Source organism: Sphingomonas arabinosi (genome assembly GCF_036663715.1).
In the GTDB taxonomy this organism is placed as follows: domain Bacteria; phylum Pseudomonadota; class Alphaproteobacteria; order Sphingomonadales; family Sphingomonadaceae; genus Sphingomonas.
Genome location: NZ_JAXOJN010000005.1, coordinates 59,038 through 80,723 on the forward strand (window position 1 = coordinate 59,038; position 21,686 = coordinate 80,723).

Below are 21,686 nucleotides of genomic sequence, written 5' to 3' on the forward strand. Positions count from 1 at the left end.
GCCACCTCCCCCTTGCGGGGGATCCACGGCCGCCTTTACCCGAACATCCGCTTCATCGAGCGTTCGAGCATGACGAACTGCCACAGTGTCCGCCCATGCTCGGCGCGACCCATCCGATGCTCGTCGGCGATCCGCGCGATCGTCGCCATGTCGAACCATCCGGTCTCGCCCAGCGTGCGCGACTTGGCGAGCGCGGTCGCCTCCCCCGCCAGCGGGCCGCGGAACCAGGCGCTGATCGGCGTCACGAAGCCCATCTTCTGCCGATAGAGGATCTCGCGCGGCAGATACGGCTCCATCGCCTTCTTCATCAGCCATTTGCCCTCGCCGTGGCGCAACCGCATGTTGGCCGGCAGCGTCGCGCAGAACTCGACCAGGCGGTGGTCGAGCAACGGTTCGCGCGCCTCGAGGCCGACCGCCATGCTGGTGCGGTCGACCTTGGTGAGAATATCGCCGGGCAGCCAATGCTTGATGTCGGCATATTGCGCGCGGTCGATCGCGTCGCGCGCCGGAGCGTTCGCCATCGTCGCGACATAGCGGTCTTCGGCGCGGTAGCCGCCGAGCGTCGCACGAGCGCCGGCGTTGAAAAGCTGTGCGCGGAGTTCAGGCGTGGTCACGCCGACCGAGCGGGCATAGGCCTCGCCGCCACCTTGCGCGAGGGCAAGCAGCGTCGACTTCGCGCGAAGCGGCCGCAGCGCCCAGTCGGCCTTTGGATACCAGCGGCCGAGCGTCCCAAAGATGTCGGCGCGGAGATGTGAGGGCAGCAAGCCGCGGACCCGCTCCTCGACCGACTGGAACTTGTAGCGGCGGTATCCGGCGAGCGCTTCGTCCGCACCGTCTCCAGACAGCGCGACGGTGACGCTTTCGCGGGCCAGCGCACAGACCTGATAGGTGGCAAGCGCGGAGGCATCGGCGAAGGGTTCGTCGAAGCTCGCGACCAGCGTATCGATCAACCCGAAATCACCTAATCCGACGACGCGCTCGCGGTGATCGGTCGCGAAACGCCGTGCGACGGTGTCGGCATAGCTCCGCTCGTCATGCCCGGCTTCGTCGAACCCGATCGTGCAGGTGCGAACCGCCTTCGGGCTTGCCTCCGCCATAAGCGCAACGACCGCAGAGCTGTCCACCCCGCCCGACAGGAACGCGCCGAGCGGTACGTCGGCGACCATCCGCGAACGAACGCCCGCGCGCATCCGGTCGACCAGCTCCTCGCCCAGCGCCTTGGCGGAACCGGTCGCGCGGTTGGAGAAGTCGAGGTCCCACCATTTACGCGGCTGCGGTACAGACTTGCCGCGCTCGACCAGCAAGAAGTGCCCCGCAGCAAGCTTCTTCACGCCCGCGACCATGCAGGAATCATCGGGCACGTACCCGAACGCCAGGTAACCCTCGACCGCGCCGAGATCGGGTACCCGCCGGAGCTGCGGATGCGCGAGCAGACCCTTCAATTCGGACGCGAACGCGAGGGACCCGTCTGCCAGCTCGACATAATGGAGCGGCTTCACCCCCATCCGGTCGCGCGCGAGGAACAGCGTGTGCGCAGCGGTGTCGTGGATCGCAAAGGCGAACATCCCGTTCAGCCGATCAAGCATCGACGGCCCCCAAGCCCGCCAAGCGTGCAGCAGGACTTCGGTGTCACCCGCGGTGCGGAAAATCGCGCCCTTTGCGGTCAGTTCGTCGCGCAGTTCGGCGAAATTATAAACCTCGCCATTATAGGTGATCGTCAGCGAGCCGTCGGACATCGGCTGCGGCGAGCCTTCGAGATCGATGATCGACAGTCGACGATGGCCGAGGCCGACACCAGGCGCGGTCCAGATACCATCGCCGTCCGGCCCACGGTGCGACAGCGCGGCGATCATCGCATGGACGCGGTTCGGGTCGACCGGCTTGGGCGTACCAGGGTGGAAGATCCCGGCGATGCCGCACATCTAGCGCATCCCCGCGGCGTGATCGGCAACCGGCGCGATCGGACCGAGCGCGGCGAGGAAGCGTGTGATCAAGCGCGGGTCGGCGCCCTCGACCGAGAGGTGGATCGCTACCGCGCGTTGCGGGCCGCCGAACAGTCGGGCCTTCATCGTCTCGATCTTCACCAGCGTTTCGTCCTGCGTGGTCGTGTCGCCGACCCGGTACCACGTCGCGACGATCCGCTCTACGGGTCCGGGCGCCGTGATTCGCATGACGCTACCGCCTGCGATATCTGGCAAATCGCGACGCGGACCCAGCGATCCTCCTCGCGCAGAACGCCGGTCCCGTAGGCGATCAGTTCCTTGCCCTCGTACTGGCTGCCGAACACCGCGATGCTCATGTCGACGTGCGCACCCGACGTATCGGCGTAGCGGCCGAACAGATAATGGTCCGCACCGGGGTAATAGGGCGTCCAGGGCGCGCGTGCTGACCGGGACACGGTGCCAGCCAGCGATCTCGGGCAGGTCGATATGCGCGGGAAGTGATTGCGCGCGACCGGCGGATCGCTGCGCTCCAGGCCGGGAATGCTCCAACCGTAGCGAGCACCAGCGCAGTGGCGATGGCGAGATCGATCCGGTGCCTCGGGATGGCCTGAAGACGCGCGGGATCGAACGCAGGATCATCGGGCTCGCGATCGAACCAGCGCCAGCCGATCGCCAGCACGCCCGCCATGACCATCGCGAAGAACACCCATCCATAGACGATGTGGTCGATCCCGGTCGCCGCTTCGACCGAGGTGAGGTCCGCCGCCCAGATCGTCCCGAACGCGCGGAAGCCATTGGCGATGACGGGGACGATGATCGAAACGACGAGGAAGACCACGCGGCGCTTCCACGACACGAAGCAGAGGTTTGCGACGAGCACTCCGAAAGCAACCATCGCGATGACGAACTTGGCGCCCGAACAGGCCTCGGCGACCTCGAAATAATAGCGGCCGGCGTGGATCAGCACGCCGTCGACCACCGCGGGTACGCCGACGAGGTGCAACAGCGGCATGACGATCACGACCGTCACGGTCTGCAGTGGCGGTTCGAGACCTTCGCCGAACGGCACTAGAAAGAACGCGTAGACGAGCGGGAAAAGCAGTGCTCGCGCGACATTGGGGCCGAGGATGGTGAGGACGGCGCCTTGCAGTGTCATGACGAGCCCGAGTTGGCGCGCGAATGCCACGGAGGCGGCGTCGCCCATCAGCCAGCCGAAACCCCCGATCGCGACGAGCGCGAGCCCGGGCCACCAGCTGGTCGGGGTCAATGGGCGAGTTCGGTGCGGCGTTGCCAGACGAGCCATGTGATCACCGGGCCGATGAAGAGGCAGTGCCCGAAGGTGGTGCTCGTCCACCAGATATGCGCGAGATCGGCGACGTCGCGCCGGAAAGTCAGCAGGATAAGCGCAGCGACGAGGGCGAGCGCGAGCGCGTGACGACGCCACACGGTCAAACCGGAAGGCCGAGCAGCGCGTCCAGCGGCGCGAGGCGTGCGTCCCAGCCGTAGCGCCGGACGACCTGCGCGCGAGCCGATTGGCCAAGCATTGCGGCGAGTTCGGGGGCCCCGAGCAGATCGCAGATGCAGTCCGCGAACTCCTGCGCGGTCGTGGCAACGCGGATCGTGTCGACATGATCGATGCCCTCGGCCGCGTCGGCGGACGCAACGACGGGACGAGCCATCGCCATTGCCTCGAGCACCTTGTTCTGGATGCCGCGCGCCAGTTTCAGCGGCGCGACGCAGACGTCCCCGGCGGCAAGCCAGCCCCGGACGTCGCCGACCGCGCCGGTAACCGTGACGTGCTCACTCGCCAGAGCCCGCACGGCGGGGGTCGGCGCCCGGCCGACGATCGCGAAGCGGGTGGGATGGCGCTGCCGGACGTGCGGAAGGATGTCGCGCGTGAACCACCTCACTGCGTCGATGTTGGGGCGGTAATCCATCTGGCCGGTGAAGACGACGAGAGGCAAACCCTCCAACGGCTCCCCCCCGGCGGAGGCCGGGGCCCAATTGGGGGACGTCGGTAACGACGGATTGCGCACCGTTACAGCGACCTCGCCAATTGGGCCCCAGCCTCCGCCGGGGTGGTGGCTTAGGTCGAGGGAGCTTGCAGCAGGATCGAACTTTACTGAATCGATCCCGTTCTCAACCGCGAGCACGCGCCCCATCGCGCCACCGTCCCGGAACAGCGTGGCCTCCGCCTCGCTGACGAACAGGCTGGCCGACACCCGACCGGCAACTTTCCGCTCGAATGCACCGAGCATGCGGGCTTCGCGCTGCATCATCCACCGGACCGGTCCGCGTGCGTCGTCGGCGAAACCAGCGAACTTGGCGGAGTCGACATCGACGAAATCCATGACGATTGGCGGGCCGTCGAACGGGAGATACTGTGCCATCTGGCCGGAGAAGCAGTAGACCGCATTTACCGCCGGCAAGACGCGATCGACTGCGGTCTGCATCGCCGGGCTCGCGAAGGCAGCCAGCGATACCGGTTTCCCGGTCGCGAGCGCTTCCAGCGCAGCACGCTTCTGCGACTTACTCCGAAGCAGGATGGTGCAACTCGCCAGCAAATCCGTGAAGATCGAAGGCGGATCGAAGTCCGCCGCCTCATCGGCGAACGCCACCAGGTGCAACTGCGTACGCTTCGCCAGATACTGGAGGACATGGAAGCTGCGGATCTTGTCGCCACGGTCGGGGGGAAAGGGGACGCGGTGCGCGAGGAAAAGCAGGCTCACCCCAGGCCTCGGGAAATCCAAGGTCCTGCTGCGTTAGCCGCCCAAAGCGGGAGCTTCTTCCACGTCCGCACCATCAGCGCGTATTTTGGGTTCAGTGGGTTCACCTCGCGCGCCGAGCCTTTGCTGCGCTTGGCGTAGAGCCGCGGTTCAGTCTTAAACCCCCAGTTCTTCTTGTACGCAGCGGCACCCGTGCCGGTTTTCGAACGGCCAAAATCGAACCGTGTGCATCCCCGCGCTCGGGCATGCGCCATCAACGCGAAATACATCCGGTCGTTGGCCCGAAGCCCACGCGCCGCGCCGGTGCCGCCGCCCCAATAGGGATAGACGGTGCCGTTGAAATACAAGCTCAGGACGCTGGCGACCGCCCTTCCCTCGTGGCAAACCGTGAGAACATCCGCGTCCATGCCGCTAGCAACGCTTCGAAAAAATTTGGCGGGAAAAACCGGCGTACCGAGATTGCGAACTGATTCCGCATAGACCCGATAATGTTCGGCCAGCAGTTTCCGGTTCGTGCCAGTGACGATGTCGAGGTCGAATCCGAGCGAGCGACGAACTTCCGCCCGCTGTTTCCGGGGTATCGCCAGCAATTCTGCATCATCGTCCACGGCGAGGTCGCGCACGAAGCCGAGATAGCTGCCGTCATCGCTATCCCAGCCGGCTGGCGCGGCGCCACCGCGCAACTCCACCGATGGGCAGCCGATCCGCAGCGCCAGGTTCCACGCGCCCGCCGACAGCGGTTCGACGGCGTCACCCAGGATGCCGCCATCGACACCGAAACCGGTCGAGACCAGTGCGCGCCCGAACAAGGGCGAACGCATCGCTGTCAGCGGTAATACCCCGACGATCGCCCCTTCGCTCTCCGAAACCAGATAGTGCGCGCGCTGGCCGCACCCGTCCTGCACCGCGAGGCTCCAGGCCGGCAGGTGGAACGGCGTGGCGCCGTCGGCAGCCTCGACGAACGCCGTGATGCGCGCGCATTCGGCCAGATCGCGAAGGTCCACTTCGCGCACGCCGATGGGCATCGGCGCGGTCACGCCAGTCGGACCGCTTCGCGTGCGACGACCGTATCCGCCCGGTCCCATGCATGCCGATCGAGCAACCCACGCAACTTGCCCGCCATCGCGCCCAGCCGTGAATAATGGCGGATCTTCGAGCGCATCGGGGCCTGCGATACGCGAGGTTGCGCAGGGTCAATCTCCCACGGGTGGAAGTAGAACATCGCCCGGCGGTCTTCGCGATTGACCTGGCGTACCGCGAAGTCGGTGATCGCCGACGGAAGCAGCCGAAAGAACCCGCCGCCGGTGGCCAGCTTGCGCTCGCCGAACTTGGCCACCGTCACCGGGACTTCGATCAACGCGCTGTCGGCAAGCGGCTTGAAGCCATAGCGCGGTGCGTCGAGCCAACCATAATGATCGTGCTTCACCGGCGCCACGCTGGAGGAATAGGCATAGCCCGCCTCGGCCAGTTCGACATGCGCCCAAGGCGTACGCTGGTCGATCGAGAAGCTCGGCGCGCGATACCCCGTGACCTTCGTCCCCGCCGCGTCCTCGATTGCCGTCCGAGCGCGCGCAAGGTCGGCCCGAAACACGTCGGGCGTCATCGTGAAGACGCGCTGGTGATCCCAGCCATGACTGGCAACCTCATGCCCCGCATCGACGATCCGCGGGGTCAGCGCAGGATAGCGGTACGCGACCCAGCCGAGCGTGAAGAACGTGGCCTTCGTATCGCGCTCGGCGAACAGCGCCAGGACCGCATCGGTATTGGCCTCGACGCGGGTCTGGAGCGAGTCCCAGTCGGCCTTGTCGATGACCTTCTCGAACGCCCGAACCTGGAACCACTCCTCAACATCGACCGACATGCCATTGATAACGGGGGCATTGAGAACAGGCATATTACGCGGCATCATGCCAAGCTGCGACGCCGCGGATAGGCGCATATTCCGGCTTTTCGTGGTCGCTCTCGACCCAGTCGACCAGCAGCGTCAGCACGCGGCGGAGCGCCTTGTCCTGCATCTCCACGCGTGCCTCCAGTTCGGCAAGCCGCTCCTCGACCGCAGGATCGGTGCGCGGCATAGTCCCACGCAGCGCACCGACCGGTTCGGGCGATGCGTCCGCAACGCGCGCCCCCTTGCCCTTGTCGTTCGCGAGGACAGGCAGGTCGCCCTCCAGATCGCGCTGGATCGTCCGGACCGCGTCGCCGTCGATCACCGTGAGCTCGTCGATCGCGGCGTGCAACATCACCCGCCCCGCCAACTGGTTCAGGCGACGCGGCACGCCCGCCGAGCCGGTAAAGAACGCCGCGAACGCGTCATCGGTGAAGTCGGGGTTACCCGTCCACCCGACCACCGTCAGGCGGTGCGTGAGATACTCGGAGACCTCATGCTCCTCCATCGGATCGAGATGATGGATCGCAATCACTCGCTGGCGGAGCTGTTCTAGGCGATCCGAGCCATGCAGCCGGTCACGGAACTCGGGCTGGCCAAGCAATACGATCTGCAACAGCGCATGGCCGCCCGCCTGGAAGTTCGACAGCATCCGCAGTTCTTCCAGCGCATTCACGGGCAAAGCCTGCGCCTCGTCGACGATCAGCAGAGTGCGCTTGCCGGTGCGTGCGACTGCATGCAGCCCGCGCTCGATCGCGGTGAGCAGTTCGGCCTTGCTCAGTCCGGCCGGATCGACCTGCAGGTCGGTGGCGACGATCCGCAGCAGGTCGTCCGCCTCGATCGCGGTCGACACGAGCTTGATCGCGTTCAGCCGCTGGTGGTCGATCGTGTCCATCAAATGGCCGACCAGCGTCGTCTTTCCCGCACCGATATCGCCGGTGATGACGATGAAGCCCTCGCCCTGCGCCAGGCCATAGCCGAGATACGCCATCGCCTTGCCGTGGGTGGCGGTCTCGAACCAGAATTTGGGATCTGGGGTGAGCTGGAAGGGCCGACCCGTCAGTCCGTAATGTTCGTCGTACATCTGCTGCTCGCCTTCAGAACTGGTACCGCGCACCGATCCGCGCCTGCGCCGACCAGTCGCTGTCGAGGTCGCCGACCTTGAAGCTGTAAAGTCCAAGCGACGCGGTTGTGCCGAGTCGCCCGAAATTGTGGAAATACGTCCCTGTCCCGCCATAGGACCATATGCCGGTATCGCTGGTGATGTCGTCTACGCCGCTATCATAATAGGTGACGAACAGGTCGGCGTTGACCCCGGAAACCCGGGTGAGCCTGCGGGTGTAGAATAGCTGGCCATAATAGCTCTCGTCGTTGAGGCCAGTGACGACCAGTCCGGGCGCAAGCCGTGGTGCATACAGCCTGCGGTTCGCATATCCGATGCCTGCGCCCCAGGTGGAACGTCCGCGGGTCGCGCTGATTACGCCGTCGATCTCGCGTGCGCGGTAGCTGGCGGTCGAGATAGACTGGAACACGTCGTTGAGGCAGCCGCCCGGTTGCGCACCGCTGGAGCCGAACACGCAGCCGTTGAACTGCTGGCCAAATCCCTGCTGGTTGCCGGTTAGGAAGCCCGTCGGCACATCGCGGATGCCGGTCCGGAGCTGCCGGCCGAAGGTCTGTACGCCGTCATACACGTTGACCGCGACGCCCACCGATTGCGACGCCTGATAGGTCGCGGTGCCGGTGTAGCTGAGCGAACCATAACGGCGCCCGACATGCCCCTCCACAGAAGTGCGGCGATTGGGACGCCAGACGACGCCCGCGTCGTAATAGATGCCGTCGGTCCGATAGGCGACGCGACGCGGCGATGCCTCATCGGTGACGAAGCGGCCATCGCGATCGAGTACCGGCCTACCGGTCGCGTCGATGACCGCGTCCTTCTGGCTCGTCTCGATCTTCTCGTAGCCCACCCCGGCGGTCAGCGCGACATAGGGCGAGATCGGCTGGAGTATGTCGCCGCGGCCGTAATAACCCTCGTAGCGTTGCTTCAGCTGGCTGGCGGTCTCGCGATCATAGGCGCCGCTTAAAGTGACGCCGAACGGGGCGATCGCACCGGGGCGCAGCGAAGCGCTGGCGGTCATGGTGTTGCCGATCGGATTGCGCCAGACGAACATGTTGAACTGGTCGAGCGGCCCGATTACGTACTCCTCGCCCAGCAATTCCTGGTTCGCGACGAATGCCGCAGGCAGCAACTGGGGACGCGAGCCGGTAGTCGTGCAGGCACCGAGCTTGGTCGCGACGAGGCCTCGGGTCGGCAGGGACTGCGATACAGATCCGGAACGCATGGGCAACTTTCCTGGCGCCGCACCATCCATCGGTTGCTGACGGGCGGCGAGCTCAGCCTTCGCGATGCAAGTAACAGGTGAAGATAGCGTTAGGAGCGCGCCCAACCACGCACCGCCAAGGCACTGCAACTGCGCCTTATATCGCAGTAACGATCTCGGCGGCTGGGGGATGCCCGAGAAACGCGGTTGGGCTGGCACTCGCCCCGTATGCGCCAGCCATGAAGATCGCGATGAGGTCGCCGACTTCGACCGGCGGGAGAGCGATCTTGTCGCCGAGCCGGTCGAGCGGGGTGCAGAGTGGACCGACGACGGACACGGTGTCCGCAGCCTCCTGGCCCATCCGCGCGGCGGCCGTGATCGGATAGTTGCGGCGGACGACGGTGCCAAAATTGCCGCTTGCCGCGAGTTGGTGGTTGAGCCCGCCGTCGACGACGACGAAAGTCTCTCCCTGGCTCTGCTTTACGTCGATGACGCGGGTCAGGTAGACGCCCGCCTCAGCCACGAGCCAGCGCCCGAGTTCGATTGCGAACCGCGCTTCGGCAAGGATTGCAGGACGGGATGCCAGCGCTTCGGCCAGCGCACCGCCGACCCGTTCGACGTCGAGCGCCACGTCCCCCGCAAAATACGGCACGCCGAAACCACCGCCGAGATTGACGAGCGGCGGCGCGACGCCCGCCTCGTCCGCCAACCGTGCCGCGAGCGCGATCGTCGCCGCCTGCGTCTCGACGATCGCACCGGCATCGAGCGCCTGGCTGCCAGCATAGATATGAAACCCGCGCCAATCCGCACCCGCCGCTACGATCGCCTTGACGAGCGCCGCCGCGCGCACCGCATCAACCCCGAACGGCGAAGCACGCCCCCCCATCCGCATGCCCGAGCCGCGGAGTTCGATATCGGGATTCACGCGTACCGCCATGCGCGGCGTGAGGCTGAGCCGGTCGCCGATCGCGAACGCCCGCGCTGCTTCGCCTTCGGATTCAACGTTGAGCGTCGCACCGGCGGAAATCGCTGCAACGAGTTCGTCGTCACGCTTGCCGGGCCCGGCAAAACTGATCGAAGCCGCTGGCTTGACCGCGAGCGCCTTGCCTAGCTCGCCCGACGACGCGACGTCGAGCCCGTCGACCAGTGGCGCGACCGCGGTCAGCAGGCCGGAATGCGAATTTGCCTTGATCGCATAGTGAAGATCGATCGCCGGCATCGCCGCGCGGAACCGTGCGATCCGGGCAGCGACGATCGCCATGTCGTAGACGAACAGCGGTGTGTCACCGGCGTGCGCGACCCAATCGTCAGCCGTTCGGCCTGCGATGACCAATGCGTCCGTCTGCGCAGCAAATTCCGGAGGAAGAACACCCATCGGTTTCATGACGCGCTCCCCTCCATGTTCCCCCGCGAAGGCGGGGGCCCAGACTGGACCCCCGCCTTCGCGGGGGAACAATCTCGTACCTCTAACGCAATGGCAGACCTGTCCTGCTTCCCATTGGCATTACGCGGCAATTCATCGCGCCAAAGATACATCCCCGGCTGCATGAAGCTAGGCAGTGCCGTCCGCAACCGCGCCCGCAATCCCGCCTCCGCGCCAGTATCCCCCGCCAGCATAACCACGATCGCCTGCCCCAGCCGCTCGTCCGGCACGCCAACCGCGACCGCCTCGCGCGCCTCGCCACCCGCCAGTACGGCCTCCTCGATCTCCAACGGACTGATCCGGTTCCCCGCGCTCTTGATCATCTCGTCGTCGCGCCCGACGAATCGCAAAAGCCCGTCCTCGCCCTCGACCACGGTATCCCCCGACCACACCGCCATGCCGTTGCCATCGGGCGCCGGCCGAAACCGCTGCGCCGTCCGCTCCGCATCCTGCCAATAGCCTTGCGCGACGAGCGGCCCGGCATGCACCAGTTCCCCCGCCTCGCCCGGCGCAGCGCGCGTGCCGTCGGGCATCACCACCGAAACCTCGGCAAACGGGATCGCCCGCCCCATCGCATCGGGATGCGTATCGATCAGCGCGGGATCGAGATACGTCGACCGGAACGCCTCGGTCAGCCCATACATCGCGTACACGTCCGCCGCCGGAAACCGCTCCCGAAGCCCGCGCACCAGCCGCGGCGTCAGCGCGCCACCGGAGTTGGTCAGCCGCCTCAACCGCCCAGCAGTCTCCGCCGGCCAGTCCGCCTCCAGCAGTTGCACCCACAGAGGCGGGACGCCCGCCAGCGTCGTCGCCCCGACCCGCTCCACCGCCTTCACCACGTCGCGCGCGACGAGATAGTCGAGCGGCGCCACGGACGCGCCTGCCGCCCAGGTCGAGAACAACTGGTTCTGGCCATAATCGAACGACAGCGGCAGCACGCCAAGCACGCGATCGTCGGGCTCGAGCTTCAGATAATGCGCAACCGAGATCGCCCCGAGCCACAAATTCGCATGGCTGAGCATTACGCCCTTCGGCCGCCCGGTGGACCCCGAGGTGTAGAGGATCGCGGCTAAGCTGTCCGTATCCGCATCCGACGGCCCCATCGGAGAACCGCCGCCAGCCCCAATGCCGTTCCCCCGCGAAGGCGGGGGCCCAGGAATCACGGGCGCTGCGCTCTGCAATCCTGGCCCCCCGCGTTCGCGAGGGAACAGACTGAGGAGGTCCGCCTCATCCACGATCGCGCACCCCTCCGGCACGTCCCCCGCGCCCAGCGTCCCGGCCCGCACACCCTGCGTCACCAGCAACCGAGCCCCGCTATCCCCCAGGATATGCGCGACCTGCGCCCGGCGCAGCAGCGGATTGACCGGCACATGGACCAGCCCCGCCCGCGCCACGGCCAGCGGCATCAGGCACGCGACGCGCGTCTTCGGCAGCCAGGTCGCCACCCGATCACCCGCGGACAATCCCCGGCCAGCAAGCCAACCAGCCAACGCCCCGACGCCCGCCTCGATCTCGGCAAACGTCATCGTCCCCGCCTTGTCGATCAGCGCCACGGCATCCGCGGCACCGCGCAAGGCGACATGGTCGATAGGGTACGGCTTGGGGTCGAGCGCGATCATCCGCCCCCATAGCGCGAACCCGTTGCCGAATTCACCCCCACACGCTAGCGGGTCCGGGTTCGTAACGGTTCAGGCGATGCTCGTGATCTTCGAAGGTACTTCCCAAGTCGAAACGACGGTACGCGCCGTCCTCGCCGACATCCTCGGCCTCAGTGCCGACCGAGTCGCGACGTTCACCGCCGACACGCCGTTGTTCGGTGCGCTGCCCGAACTCGATTCGATGGCGGTGGCGAGCGTGCTCACCGAACTCGAGGACCGGCTCGGCATCCTGATCGAGGACGACGAGATCGACGGCGAGATGCTCGAGACATTCGGCGCGCTCGTCCAGTTCGCCGCCGGCAAGGCGCTGGTCTAACCCTGACCGGCGGTCTAGCCTCCGCCGGAATGACCGGCCTCCGCTTCGATACATATGACTGGAATGGTGGCCGCGAAGCGATGCTGCGGTTCGGACCCGATAGCGGCCCGATCGTCATCGCCGCCCTCCCCCTGTTCGAGGAAGCGAACCGAACCCGGCAGTTCACCTGCACGATCCTGCGCGCGCTAGCGGATCACGGCATCGGCAGCATACTCCCCGACTTCCCCGGCACCGGCGAGAGTGTCGTCGCGACCGTCGATGCCAAGCTGTCCGACCATCGCCGAGCTTATAGCGAACTGACACAGCAGCTTGGCGCCCATAGCTACGCGCTTTCGATAAGAAGCGGCGCGCTGCTCGATACCGACGCCGACCTCGCCGGTCGCTGGCACCTCGCTCCACAAACGGGCGCCGACCTCGTCCGCGACCTCGAACGCACCCGCGCCGCAGCGGGTAAGTCCGACCGGGGGGACGAGTACGCCGGCAACCGCCTGTCCCCCGAGATGCTCGCCGAACTGCGAGATGCCGTGCCGTGCGAGCATGGACGGTACCGGGTCGTCCGCCTGGACACCGATCCCCGAGCAGCCGATGCGACCTACGCCGGAGCACCGCTCTGGCGCCGGTCGGAGCCCGGCAAAAATATCATTTTAGCACAGCAGCTTGCAGTCAATATCGCACATTGGATAGCATCATGCGACGGCTGATCGGGTTCGCGTGCGAAGGCGAAACGCTCGCCGCCACGCTGGACGAAGCTCCCGGCACGACCGGACTGCTTATAGTCTCCGGCGGCAACGAAATCCGCAGCGGCGCGCATCGCGGGATAGCGATGCTAGCGCAACGCCTCGCCGCCACCGGCACGCCCGTATTCCGCTACGACCGCCGCGGCGTTGGCGACTCGACGGGCGACAATGGCGGCTTCCTGAGCGCCGAGCCCGACCTGATCGCAGCGGTCGCGGCCTTTCGAAAAGCAGCCCCGCATGTCGCCCGCCTGATCGGCTTCGGCAATTGCGACGCAGCCAGCACGCTCGCGCTGTTCGGACGGTCGGCCGGCTTCGACGAGGTCATCCTCGCCAACCCCTGGGTCATCGAACCGCTCAACGATCTCCCCCCGCCACCGCGATCCAAGCCCACTACCGCACAGCATTGCGAAACCCACGACATGGCGCCGAGCGCTGTCCGCAAAGCTGAACATTACGAACCTTATCAAAGGCTTGTTGAGAATCTTTCAAACAGATCAGGAAAGCCGAAACCCGCTAGCCAGCCGGGTCCTGACCGCGATCGCGGCTTGGCAAACCGACGCCGCCGTCATCCTGGCCCGCGGCGACGCGACCGCCATCGCCTTCGCAGCGGCAGCCGGCGCCACCGTCCCGTCAGAGACGATCGACACCGACTCGCACAGCTTCACCGGCCCGGCAGCCGCCGCGCTGGAGACCGCACTTAGGCGTAACCTGGCCTAATCTTCTTTCCCGATAACGCCGGTTATTCAGCGGCTTCGGCAAGCTCCGCAAACTCGGCCGCCGCCAGGAAGCGCTCCGCGTCCAACGCTGCCATGCAACCCGTGCCGGCCGCGGTCACTGCCTGACGGTACACCTTGTCCGCCACGTCCCCGCACGCGAACACGCCCTCGACGCTGGTGCGGGTCGAGCCGGTCTCGACCGAGATATACCCATCCGAATCGAGTTCGAGATGCCCGCGGAACAGCTCGGTCGCCGGGTGGTGCCCGATCGCCACGAACCCACCATCGACCGCCAGCCGCGACCGCTCGCCGGTGACCGTGTCCTCCAGCTCCAGCGCGACCAGGCCCGCATTGCCGCCACCATCGACGAACTCGCGGACTTCCTTGTTCCAAAGCACCGTCACGCCCTTGTGCGCGAACAGCCGCTCCTGGAGGATCTTCTCCGACCGCAGCGAATCGCGGCGGTGGATCAGCGTCACGTCGGGCGAATGGTTGGTGAGGTACAGCGCCTCCTCGACCGCAGTGTTGCCGCCTCCGATGACGGCGACCTTCTTGCCGCGGTAGAAGAACCCGTCGCAGGTCGCGCAGGCGCTGACGCCCTTCCCCTTCATCGGCTCCTCGCTGTCGATCCCGAGCCATTTCGCCTGCGCGCCGGTCGCGATCACCAGCGTGTCGCCCTCGTACACGTCGCCGCTGTCGCCGATCAGCCGGAACGGGCGGCTGGTCAGGTCGACCTGGACGATCGTATCCCACATCATCCGCGTGCCGACATGCTCGGCCTGCGCCTGCATCTGCTCCATCAGCCACGGGCCCTGAATCACGTCCTTGAAGCCGGGATAGTTCTCGACGTCGGTGGTCGTGGTCAGCTGGCCGCCGGGCTGTATGCCCTGCACGACGATCGGCGCCATCCCGGCACGCGCGCCATAGATCGCGGCGGAGAGCCCGGCGGGGCCCGAGCCGAGGATAAGCATGCGTGTGGTATGGGTAGTCATTGGAGTTCCTTGGAGATTCGAGACTGCATCTAGGGGATGCGCGGCCGGATTTGAACCGCCGGTAAATCTGTCGCGCCTGCATCGAAAGCTTTGCCGCTTCGTTGGGACACTAAAAGCGGAGATGAGCATGAGCGACGACCGGACCGTAGAGATCGAGGACTACACGGCACCAGCAGGCGGCTGGGGCTCGATGAAGTCGCTCGTCGAGATTTCCGCCCGCGAGAAGGTCGGACCAGAGGTGATCCGCGAACTCACGCGGCAGAACAAGCCGGACGGCTTTGCCTGCGTCAGCTGCGCGTGGGGCAAGCCCGCGCACCCGCATGTCGCGGAGTTCTGCGAGAACGGGGCGAAGGCGACCGCGTGGGAGCTGACCTCGTTTCGCGTAACGCCGGCATTCTTCGAGCAGCACACGGTCAGCGAACTGCTGGGCTGGAAGGATTACGATCTCGAGCAGGCCGGGCGCCTGACGCATCCGCTGAAATACGATCCGACCACCGACAAATACACCGCGTGCAGCTGGGATGAGGCGTTCGCGGGCATCGGTGCCAAGCTGAAGACCTATGATCCGACCAAGGTCATCTTCTACGCCTCGGGCCGCGCCAGCCTGGAAACGTCATACATGTATAGCCTGCTCGCGCGGATGTACGGCAGCCACAACCTGCCCGACAGCTCGAACATGTGCCACGAGACGACCTCTGTCGGCCTCAAGTCCGCGATCGGTTCGGCGGTCGGGACGATCCATCTCTCCGACTACGAGAAGTGCGACGCGATTTTCTACTTCGGGCAGAACCCCGGCGTGAACAGCCCGCGGTTCCTGCATCCGTTGCGCGATTGTGCGAAGCGCGGGGTAGAGATCGTCGTGTTCAATCCGCTCAAAGAGCGCGGGCTGGAGAAATTCCAGGATCCGCAGAACCCGATCGAGATGGTGACGGGCAAGTCGACGCCGATCGCCTCGCAATATCACCAGGTGAAGACCGGCGGCGACGTCGGCGCGATCATGGGGATGTGCAAATACCTGATCGAAGCTGACGACAACGCCAAGCGCATCAACGGCCTGCCGGTACTCGACCATGCGTTTCTCGCCGAACACACTACCGGGTTCGAGGCGTTCGCTAAGGTCGCACGCGCGACCGAATGGGCGACGATCGAGCACGAGAGCGGCTTGGCCCGTACCGAGATCGAGGCGGCGGCGAAAGTCTATGCCAAGTCCAAGGCGGTCATCGCGGTGTACGGTATGGGGCTGACCCAGCATGTCGGCGGGATCGACAACGTCCACATGGTCGTCAATTTGATGCTGCTCCGCGGCAACATCGGCAAGCCCGGGGCGGGCATGGGGCCGGTCCGCGGTCACTCGAACGTGCAGGGCCAGCGTACCGTCGGCATCACCGAAAAACCCGAACTCGCCCCGCTCGACAAGCTCGCCGAGCAATACGGCTTCGAGCCACCGCGCGAGAAGGGCTGGGATACGGTCGAGGCGTGCGAGGCGGTCCTCGACGGCAGTGCACAGGCCTTTATCGGGCTTGGCGGCAATTTCGTTCGGGCGATTCCGGACCATGCGAGGATGGAGCCGAAATGGCGCGGCCTCGACCTGACGGTCCATATCGCGACAAAGCTCAACCGCTCGCACCTGTTGCCTGGCGAGACATCGTACCTGCTCCCCTGCCTCGGCCGGATCGAGACGGATATGCAGGGGACCGGGCCGCAGAGCGTATCGATCGAGGATTCGTTCAGCCAGATCTATGGTTCGAAGGGCAAGGCGACGCCGGCAGCCGAAACGCTGCTGTCCGAGCCAGCGATCGTCGCAGGGATCGCAAAGGCGACGTTGGCGCCCAACCCAAAACTCGACTGGGATGCGTGGGTGCGCGACTATGGGCGCGTTCGCGATGCGATCGAGGTGACGTATCCGGAGATGTTCAAGGACTTCAACGCGAAGATGTTCACGCCCGGCGGCTTCTGGAAGGGCGTTCCTGCTGCCCACCGCGAGTGGCTGACGGAGAGCGGCAAGGCGGAGATCAACGTGCCGCAGTCGCTGAACGTGACCGGGTTCGAGGAGGCGGAGGGCCGCTTCCGCCTGATGACGCTGCGATCGAACGATCAGTTCAACACGACCGTCTACGGCTATCACGACCGCTTCCGCGGCGTGAAGGGCACGCGCGACATCGTGTTCATGAACCGCAGCGACATGATCCGGATGGGGATCACCGATGGCGACGACGTCGACCTGGTCGGCGATGCAGGCGGCAATTCGGATCGCCGCCTGAACAAGCTTCGCGTGGTGGAATACTCGATCCCCGAGGGCTGCGTTGGTGCCTATTACCCCGAGAGCAACCTGCTCATGCCGGTCGCGCACCACGCCCGCGAAAGCCATGTGCCGGCGGCGAAGTCGGTGCCGGTACGGATCGAGAAGACGCGCTGACCGACACGAATATCCTCGGCGTCGTATTGGCTGGCGGGCGATCGTCGCGGTTCGGTTCGGACAAGGCGCAGGCCATGTTTCGAGGGCGCACGCTGGCCGAGCATGCGTGTGACTTGCTCGTACCGTACGTAGATAGGTCAGTGATCGTAGGCCGCGATAGCGTGATCACCGACCTGCCCGGCCCCGATATCGGGCCGCTAGGCGGCATTGCCGGCGCTTTGTCCTATGCCCGTGACCAGGGCTTCACGTCGGTCCTGACGATCGCATGCGACATGCCGGTGCTCCCCGATGGTTTGCTGTCGGCGCTCGCACGTAGAGCGCCAGCCTATTGCCCGGATGCGCCGGTGCTCGGCCATTGGAACACCGCGTCGCTGGAGGCTCTGCTTGAGCATATCGCGGTATCGCCACGCCGCTCGGTTCGCGGTTGGGCGGCGGCAATCGGCGCCGTGCCGATCGCTGCGCCCGCGCCGATTCCCAACATCAATACGCCGGAAGACATCGCCGCCCTATGACGACCTCTCGCACATTGCCGATCAAGATCCTTCGCCCTGATTCGGTCATGGCGGGAGAGCGAACGATCGCGATTGAGGTGCCCGTCGCGATCGAGATCGACGGGCTCGGCTATGCGGTGATGATGATGACGCCCGCCGACCTGCCCGAGTTCACGACCGGATTCCTGCTGACCGAGCGGCTGGCCGATAGCGCCGAGGACGTTCGCGACATCGACGTGTTCGAGGCCGAGGCGGGCTGGATCGTCCGGGTTGGCCTGTCCGAGCGGTGCAAGGGGCGCATCCACGACCGTGTCCGCCACCGCACCAGCGACACGAGTTGCGGACTGTGCGGGATATCCGGGCTCGAACAGCTCCGCAAACCCGTCCCGCACACGCCGCCAAAGCCTGACACGTCTGTAAGCGCGCTATTTGCCGCACTGGGCGGGTTGCGCACGCACCAGCCTCTTAACGCCGCTACGGGCGCCATTCATGCGGCGGCTGCGTGCGACCGCGAAGGCCGGATCATCGCCGCCTACGAGGACGTCGGTCGCCACAATGCGCTCGACAAGCTGGTTGGTGGCGTAGCGATAAAGCGCCATGCGATCGACGGGTTCATCCTCGTCACCTCGCGGATCAGTTTCGAGATGGTCGACAAGGCTCTGATTGCCGGCGCGCCGATGCTGATGGGCATCTCCGCACCGACGAGCCTGGCGATCGATCACGCGCGTACGCATGGCTTGACGGTGCTCGCGCTCGCCCGCAGCGATGCGATTCTGGTGGTCAACGATCCGTGGGACCTCTTCGCCTAGCCGTACGCGGTGCGGCCAGGCGAAGGGTTGCCTACTTCGCGGCGACGACCGCGTCGGTCTTTGCCGCGGCTAGGTAACCGCCGACGACGAATACTAGCCCGCCAATGATGTTGCCGACGCTGACGATCGCAAGATTGCGGACCATCCCGGTGATGTCGATCGAAGGGTTCGGCACCATCAATCCGAGCGTCAATGCGGTCATGTTGGCGACCGAATGCTCGAACCCGGCCGCGACGAAGGCGAGCAGGATCCATGCCATTGCGATGCACTTCGCAGCGTCACCCGTCATGCGGGCAGCGGTCCAGATCGCCAGGCACACCAGCCAGTTGCAGAGAATCGCACGTGCCAGCAATGCGACCGCACTCGCCTCGACCTTGTGCTGGACATAGGCATGGAACATCGTGTCCGCGTTGGCGAACACGGCGCCTCCGCCGCCAGCCGCGAACACCGCCGACAGGACCAGCCCGCCGATCAGGTTACCGATCCAGACGACAATGGTCAGCTTCACGGCCTCCGCGACGGTAATCGTCCGCTTTGCGAGACCGAAGCCGAGATACATCACATAGCCGGTGAACAACTCGGCGCCCGCAAACACGGTCAGGATCAACCCCAGACCGAAGGTTGCGCCCATGACTAGCGGGCGCACGCCTGGTTCGAGTCCCGCCCCAGTGCTGATCGCCAGGATCATCGCAATACCGATGTACGTGCCCGCCAGGATCGCGCCGGCGAAGAACCCCGCCGGAGAGCGCCGGAGCGCCTCCGCCTTAGTTGCGGCAAGGGTGGCATAGGTGTCGATCGTCGACGTGTAACCGGTGCTCATGCGTCAATTTTGCTTTTCTGGCCGACGATCCCCGCGCGCACCACGCCACGATCCGAACCCATGTCCGCCGCCGCGGGACGGACGGTCACCGGAATGGATTTATATGAGGGGGTGAAGCTCTGCGGATCGTGATCCTCGAGTGCGATCAGCGGCTGCGTCTCGGGATAGTAAGAGGCGACGCAGCCATCGGGCAGCGCGTAACGGACCAGCATCAGCTTCTGCACGACGCGATCGGGCCGCGCGAACTGAAGCGCGGTGGCGATATCGACGACGTCGCCCTCCTTGTGCCCGAGCCGCGCCATGTCGCGCTCGTTCATGAACAGGATGTCGCGACGTCCGAACACCCCGCGATAGCGATCGTCGAGGCTGTAGACCGTCGTGTTGTACTGGTCGTGAGCGCGCAGCGTGGTGAGCCGCAGGACGGTCGGATCGCCAGCGGTCTCGTCCTCCTCGACACCCTTGGCGACGATGAAGTTGGCCTTGCCGCTATCCGTCTTCCACTCACGCATCGCCGCCGAGTTCGGGAGGTGGAAACCACCCGGCTTGCGAATGCGCGCGTTGTAATCGGCAAACGCCGGGAACACCGCCTCGATCTTGTCGCGGATCAGGCTGTAGTCGCCGACATAGGCGTCCCAGTCGACCTCGATCGGCGCACGGCCCTTGGCAGCGAAGGTCGCCTTGGCGATCTCGCCGACGATCCAGATCTCGGACTTCACGTTCTCGCCCGGCGGCATCAAGAAGCCGCGCGAGGCGTGGACCATCGACATCGAATCCTCGACCGTCACCGCCTGCTGGCCGGTCGCCTGCATGTCGAGTTCGGTCCGGCCGAGACACGGCAGGATGTAGGTCGACTTCGCCATCAACAGCATCGTGCGGTTGAGCTTGGTGGTGATGTGCACGGCAAGATCGAGGTTGTGGAACCCTTCCGCACAGGCCTGCGGATCGGACGAGGCGATCGCGAGATTGCCACCGAGACACACGATCGCCTTGGCCTTCCCGTCGCGCATCGCAGCGATGCTCTCGACCACCGAATGGCCGTGCTCACGCGGTGGCTCGAACCCGAAGACGTCACGCATGTTGTCGAGCAGCATCGGCATGGGCCGCTCGGTGATGCCGACGGTGCGGTCGCCCTGGACGTTGCTGTGGCCACGCAACGGACAGATGCCCGCGCCCGGCTTGCCCATGTTGCCGCGCAGGAGGAGCAAATTGGCGATCTGCTGGACGTTGGTGGTGCCGGTGCGGTGCTGGGTGACGCCCATGCCGTAGCAGCAGATAGCCGCCTTCGACTTCGAATAGGCAAGTGCGACCTCTTCCAGGTCGGCGCGCGAAAGCCCGCTGGAGCGTTCGATGTCCGACCATTCGGTGGTCGCGAGGTCGGCGATGTAGTCCTCGAGTCCGGCGGTATGCTCGGCGATGAACGCGTGGTCGAGCGCAGGCTCGCCGCCCGATACCTTGGCCGCCTCGTCGAGCGCGACCAGCGCCTTGGCGATGCCCTTCAGCGCAGCCGCGTCGCCGCCGACCTTCACCTGGTAATAGCTGCTGGCGATCGGGGTCGCGGACATCGTCGCCATCTCGACCACCGACTGCGGCGATTCGAAGCGTTCGAGCGAGCGCTCCTTGAGCGGATTGAAGACGATGATCTTGCCGCTGCGCTTCGACACTTCGCGCAAGGTCGCCATCATCCGCGGATGGTTGGTGCCGGGATTGTGGCCGATCGACAGGATCAGGTCCGCGTGATCGAAATCCTCGAGGCTGACCGTGCCCTTGCCGATGCCGATCGACTTGGGCAGCCCGACCGAAGTCGCCTCATGGCACATGTTCGAACAGTCGGGAAAATTGTTGGTCCCGTACAGCCGCACGAACAGCTGGAACAGGAACGCAGCCTCGTTCGAGCAGCGCCCCGAGGTGTAGAATTCCGACTGGTTCGGATCCGGCACTGCGGCAAGGCCCGCGCCGATCTCGCGCATTGCCTCGTCCCAACTCACGACCTCATAGTGATCGGTGGCGGCATTGTAGCGCAGCGGCTCGGTGACGCGGCCCTGATCCTCGATCCAGTGATCGCTCTGCTTCCAGATGTCGGACACGCTGTGCGCGTCGAAGAAATCCGCGCCGATCGTCTTGGCGGTAGACTCCCAGGCAACGGCCTTCGCCCCATTCTCACAGAATTCGAACGAGGAGGTATGTTTCGGGTCGGGCCAGGCACAGCTAGGGCAATCGAAGCCGTCGGGCTGGTTCGACTTGAGCAACGTCTGGCCACCGCGCACGACGATCTGTTGCGCCTTCAGCGAGACGGCGACCGCCTTGAGCGCTCCCCATCCGCCAGCCGGACCCGTGTAATCGGCGATCCCATCAGGGCGTTTGTCACGCATATTCGTGTCTCCCGTAAGGTCAGGCCCACGCGGGCACCGAATACGCGACGCGACGGCTGACCGT

General features: G+C 65.6%; 21 protein-coding genes. 6 read left to right on the forward strand and 15 right to left on the reverse strand.

What is annotated here, in order from left to right; translation table 11 throughout:
- Positions 1-35: 35 nt before the first annotated feature.
- From U1708_RS10170 to U1708_RS10225, 12 genes are all read right to left on the reverse strand, one after another.
- Positions 36-1,922, reverse strand: a complete 1,887-nt coding sequence (locus U1708_RS10170; RefSeq protein ID WP_332745284.1) for an XrtA/PEP-CTERM system amidotransferase — start codon at positions 1,920-1,922, stop codon at positions 36-38.
- The gene (locus U1708_RS10175; RefSeq protein ID WP_332745285.1) at positions 1,923-2,171 is read right to left on the reverse strand and encodes an exosortase-associated EpsI family protein; all 249 of its coding nucleotides are present in this window, start codon (positions 2,169-2,171) and stop codon (positions 1,923-1,925) included. It abuts the gene before it with no gap.
- Positions 2,144-2,410, reverse strand: coding sequence for an exosortase-associated EpsI family protein (locus U1708_RS10180; protein WP_332745724.1), 267 nt, complete (start codon positions 2,408-2,410; stop codon positions 2,144-2,146). Before U1708_RS10180 ends, U1708_RS10175 begins: the two co-directional genes overlap by 28 nt.
- Complete coding sequence (gene xrtA / locus U1708_RS10185) at positions 2,296-3,210, reverse strand: exosortase A (protein WP_332745286.1); 915 nt, start codon at positions 3,208-3,210, stop codon at positions 2,296-2,298. The genes U1708_RS10180 and xrtA overlap by 115 nt, the downstream gene beginning before the upstream one ends.
- The gene (locus U1708_RS10190) at positions 3,207-3,395 is read right to left on the reverse strand and encodes an archaeosortase/exosortase family protein (RefSeq protein WP_332745287.1); all 189 of its coding nucleotides are present in this window, start codon (positions 3,393-3,395) and stop codon (positions 3,207-3,209) included. Before U1708_RS10190 ends, xrtA begins: the two co-directional genes overlap by 4 nt.
- Complete coding sequence (locus tag U1708_RS10195; protein WP_332745288.1) at positions 3,392-4,672, reverse strand: glycosyltransferase; 1,281 nt, start codon at positions 4,670-4,672, stop codon at positions 3,392-3,394. The genes U1708_RS10190 and U1708_RS10195 overlap by 4 nt, the downstream gene beginning before the upstream one ends.
- Positions 4,669-5,706 (reverse strand): FemAB family XrtA/PEP-CTERM system-associated protein, encoded by a 1,038-nt coding sequence (locus U1708_RS10200; RefSeq protein ID WP_332745289.1) that lies wholly within the window; start codon positions 5,704-5,706, stop codon positions 4,669-4,671. Before U1708_RS10200 ends, U1708_RS10195 begins: the two co-directional genes overlap by 4 nt.
- Positions 5,703-6,530 carry an XrtA system polysaccharide deacetylase gene (locus tag U1708_RS10205; protein ID WP_332745290.1) on the reverse strand — a complete coding sequence of 276 codons (828 nt, stop codon included), beginning with the start codon at positions 6,528-6,530 and terminating at the stop codon, positions 5,703-5,705. The genes U1708_RS10200 and U1708_RS10205 overlap by 4 nt, the downstream gene beginning before the upstream one ends.
- A 34-nt stretch (positions 6,531-6,564) precedes the next feature.
- The gene (locus tag U1708_RS10210; protein ID WP_332745726.1) at positions 6,565-7,638 is read right to left on the reverse strand and encodes an ExeA family protein; all 1,074 of its coding nucleotides are present in this window, start codon (positions 7,636-7,638) and stop codon (positions 6,565-6,567) included.
- A 13-nt stretch (positions 7,639-7,651) separates the two neighbouring features.
- Positions 7,652-8,896: a hypothetical protein gene (locus tag U1708_RS10215; RefSeq protein ID WP_332745292.1), complete on the reverse strand. Its 1,245-nt coding sequence runs from the start codon at positions 8,894-8,896 to the stop codon at positions 7,652-7,654.
- Positions 8,897-9,032: 136 nt separating this feature from the next.
- Complete coding sequence (locus tag U1708_RS10220) at positions 9,033-10,259, reverse strand: pyridoxal-dependent decarboxylase, exosortase A system-associated (RefSeq protein ID WP_332745293.1); 1,227 nt, start codon at positions 10,257-10,259, stop codon at positions 9,033-9,035.
- Positions 10,256-11,917, reverse strand: a complete 1,662-nt coding sequence (locus U1708_RS10225; RefSeq protein WP_332745294.1) for an acyl-CoA ligase (AMP-forming), exosortase A system-associated — start codon at positions 11,915-11,917, stop codon at positions 10,256-10,258. Before U1708_RS10225 ends, U1708_RS10220 begins: the two co-directional genes overlap by 4 nt.
- A gap of 76 nt (positions 11,918-11,993) precedes the next feature.
- On the opposite strand from U1708_RS10225, the gene U1708_RS10230 reads away from it, so the two are divergent.
- The 3 genes from U1708_RS10230 to U1708_RS10240 are packed head-to-tail and all read left to right on the forward strand — an operon-like array spanning position 11,994 to position 13,710.
- Complete coding sequence (locus tag U1708_RS10230) at positions 11,994-12,272, forward strand: acyl carrier protein (RefSeq protein ID WP_132740135.1); 279 nt, start codon at positions 11,994-11,996, stop codon at positions 12,270-12,272.
- Between the two features lie 29 nt (positions 12,273-12,301).
- On the forward strand, positions 12,302-12,973 hold the full coding sequence (locus tag U1708_RS10235) for an alpha/beta hydrolase family protein (RefSeq protein WP_332745296.1): 672 nt from the start codon (positions 12,302-12,304) through the stop codon (positions 12,971-12,973).
- Positions 12,961-13,710, forward strand: coding sequence for an alpha/beta hydrolase family protein (locus U1708_RS10240; RefSeq protein ID WP_332745297.1), 750 nt, complete (start codon positions 12,961-12,963; stop codon positions 13,708-13,710). The genes U1708_RS10235 and U1708_RS10240 overlap by 13 nt, the downstream gene beginning before the upstream one ends.
- 38 nt (positions 13,711-13,748) lie before the next feature.
- On the opposite strand, the gene trxB is transcribed toward U1708_RS10240, so the two are convergent.
- A complete protein-coding gene (gene trxB / locus U1708_RS10245) occupies positions 13,749-14,717 on the reverse strand; it encodes a thioredoxin-disulfide reductase (RefSeq protein ID WP_332745298.1) in 969 nt (322 codons plus the stop codon).
- Positions 14,718-14,844: 127 nt separating this feature from the next.
- Here trxB and U1708_RS10250 point away from each other — a divergent pair, with 127 nt between their 5' ends.
- Genes U1708_RS10250 through fdhD form a run of 3 tightly spaced genes read left to right on the forward strand, consistent with a single transcriptional unit; the run spans position 14,845 to position 18,433 of the window.
- The gene (locus tag U1708_RS10250) at positions 14,845-17,133 is read left to right on the forward strand and encodes an FdhF/YdeP family oxidoreductase (protein WP_332745299.1); all 2,289 of its coding nucleotides are present in this window, start codon (positions 14,845-14,847) and stop codon (positions 17,131-17,133) included.
- Positions 17,134-17,159: 26 nt separating this feature from the next.
- Positions 17,160-17,645, forward strand: a complete 486-nt coding sequence (gene mobA, locus U1708_RS10255) for a molybdenum cofactor guanylyltransferase (RefSeq protein WP_332745300.1) — start codon at positions 17,160-17,162, stop codon at positions 17,643-17,645.
- Complete coding sequence (gene fdhD / locus U1708_RS10260; protein WP_332745301.1) at positions 17,642-18,433, forward strand: formate dehydrogenase accessory sulfurtransferase FdhD; 792 nt, start codon at positions 17,642-17,644, stop codon at positions 18,431-18,433. The genes mobA and fdhD overlap by 4 nt, the downstream gene beginning before the upstream one ends.
- 31 nt (positions 18,434-18,464) lie before the next feature.
- Here the strand turns inward: fdhD and U1708_RS10265 are convergent, their stop codons facing one another.
- Positions 18,465-19,253, reverse strand: a complete 789-nt coding sequence (locus tag U1708_RS10265) for a formate/nitrite transporter family protein (RefSeq protein ID WP_332745302.1) — start codon at positions 19,251-19,253, stop codon at positions 18,465-18,467.
- A complete protein-coding gene (locus U1708_RS10270; protein WP_332745304.1) occupies positions 19,250-21,622 on the reverse strand; it encodes an FdhF/YdeP family oxidoreductase in 2,373 nt (790 codons plus the stop codon). Before U1708_RS10270 ends, U1708_RS10265 begins: the two co-directional genes overlap by 4 nt.
- Positions 21,623-21,686: the final 64 nt, after the last annotated feature.

Excerpts from the sequence above, each read along its gene's own strand:
- U1708_RS10170 (WP_332745284.1), bottom strand. The coding sequence starts at position 1,922 with ATGTGCGGCATCGCCGGGATCTTCCACCCTGGTACGCCCAAGCCGGTC.
- U1708_RS10175 (WP_332745285.1), bottom strand. The coding sequence starts at position 2,171 with ATGCGAATCACGGCGCCCGGACCCGTAGAGCGGATCGTCGCGACGTGG.
- U1708_RS10205 (WP_332745290.1), bottom strand. The coding sequence starts at position 6,530 with ATGTCGGTCGATGTTGAGGAGTGGTTCCAGGTTCGGGCGTTCGAGAAG.
- U1708_RS10210 (WP_332745726.1), bottom strand. The coding sequence starts at position 7,638 with ATGTACGACGAACATTACGGACTGACGGGTCGGCCCTTCCAGCTCACC.
- U1708_RS10215 (WP_332745292.1), bottom strand. The coding sequence starts at position 8,896 with ATGCGTTCCGGATCTGTATCGCAGTCCCTGCCGACCCGAGGCCTCGTC.
- U1708_RS10220 (WP_332745293.1), bottom strand. The coding sequence starts at position 10,259 with ATGAAACCGATGGGTGTTCTTCCTCCGGAATTTGCTGCGCAGACGGAC.
- U1708_RS10225 (WP_332745294.1), bottom strand. The coding sequence starts at position 11,917 with ATGATCGCGCTCGACCCCAAGCCGTACCCTATCGACCATGTCGCCTTG.
- U1708_RS10230 (WP_132740135.1), top strand. The coding sequence starts at position 11,994 with ATGCTCGTGATCTTCGAAGGTACTTCCCAAGTCGAAACGACGGTACGC.
- U1708_RS10235 (WP_332745296.1), top strand. The coding sequence starts at position 12,302 with ATGACCGGCCTCCGCTTCGATACATATGACTGGAATGGTGGCCGCGAA.
- U1708_RS10240 (WP_332745297.1), top strand. The coding sequence starts at position 12,961 with ATGCGACGGCTGATCGGGTTCGCGTGCGAAGGCGAAACGCTCGCCGCC.
- trxB (WP_332745298.1), bottom strand. The coding sequence starts at position 14,717 with ATGACTACCCATACCACACGCATGCTTATCCTCGGCTCGGGCCCCGCC.
- U1708_RS10250 (WP_332745299.1), top strand. The coding sequence starts at position 14,845 with ATGAGCGACGACCGGACCGTAGAGATCGAGGACTACACGGCACCAGCA.
- fdhD (WP_332745301.1), top strand. The coding sequence starts at position 17,642 with ATGACGACCTCTCGCACATTGCCGATCAAGATCCTTCGCCCTGATTCG.
- U1708_RS10265 (WP_332745302.1), bottom strand. The coding sequence starts at position 19,253 with ATGAGCACCGGTTACACGTCGACGATCGACACCTATGCCACCCTTGCC.
- U1708_RS10270 (WP_332745304.1), bottom strand. The coding sequence starts at position 21,622 with ATGCGTGACAAACGCCCTGATGGGATCGCCGATTACACGGGTCCGGCT.